Origin of the sequence: Enterobacter sp. SECR19-1250, from assembly GCF_013391025.1 — a bacterium.
GTDB lineage: Bacteria > Pseudomonadota > Gammaproteobacteria > Enterobacterales > Enterobacteriaceae > Enterobacter > Enterobacter cloacae.
In genome coordinates this window covers 1-1,057 of sequence record NZ_JACASJ010000280.1, presented here as the reverse complement: position 1 = coordinate 1,057, position 1,057 = coordinate 1, and the positions used below count along the sequence as shown (strand labels likewise).

Genomic DNA, 1,057 nt, shown 5'->3' with positions numbered 1-1,057 from the left:
AGCTTTTGTATCTTAAGTTAACGATGTCCGCTGCCGCCGGTATTCCCTCGGGGAGTGATATCCCAGCGCGCTGTGCGGGTGGTTTTCATTGTAATGCGTGAACGCTACTGCAAGGTTTCGCAGTGCTGTTCTCACATCCGGTTTTGGCATGAACGCGATATAGTCTTCTTTCATCGTTTTCACGAACCGTTCGGCCATGCCATTACTCTGCGGGCTGCTCACCGCTGTTGTGCAGGGCTCCAGATTCAGCTCTCTCGCGAACCTCCGCGTTTCATACGCGGTATACGCTGAACCGTTATCCGTCAGCCACTGCACCGCTGTGTCGGGCAACCTGTCGCCGAAGCGCTTTTCCACCGACCTCAGCATCACATCCTGCACGGTCGAACTGTCATAGCCTCCCGTGCTTGCTGCCCAGTCTATGGCCTCACGGTCGCAGCAGTCCAGCGCGAACGTTACCCGCAGTTTTTCGCCGTTGTCGCAGCCGAACTCGAAGCCATCTGAACACCAGCGCATATCGCTTTCTGCCACCGCTATCTTGCCCTTATGTTCACGCTTCGGTCGCTCTGGTTTGTGATGCAACAACAACAGGTTATGCTCACGCATTATCCTGTAAAGCCGTTTGGCATTCACAGGTGGCTGTCCCTCTGTGCGACGTTGCTTGCGCAGGATGCCCCACACGCGTCGATAACCATAACTCGGCATATCGCTGATAATGTTGAGGATAGCCGACAGTATTTCTGCGTCTGCTTCTTCATTACGCCGGTTACAGCGCCTGTCCTGCCAGTCGGCAGAACGGTTAATCCGCAGTGACAGTTGCGCACGCGACACGCCCATGGTCCGGCAGACCATGGCTATTCCCCGTCCTTTGGCAACAAGGGCGCGTGCGCTATCCATTTTCGCGACTGACCGTACTCCACGGCTTCTTTCAGGATCTCAACTTCCATCGTCTTCTTGCCCAGAAGGCGCTGAAGCTCCCGGACCTGCTTCAGAGCAGCAGTAAGCTCAGAAGCAGGAACGACTTCCTCTCCAGCCGCAACGGCGGTGAGGCTGCCTTCCT

Annotated in this window: 1 pseudogene; it reads right to left on the bottom strand. The window is 56.0% G+C overall.

Annotated features, from left to right (window positions below):
• Nucleotides 1-12: 12 nt before the first annotated feature.
• Nucleotides 13-1,057: pseudogene (locus HX884_RS26605) on the bottom strand (IS3 family transposase); the annotation flags it as partial.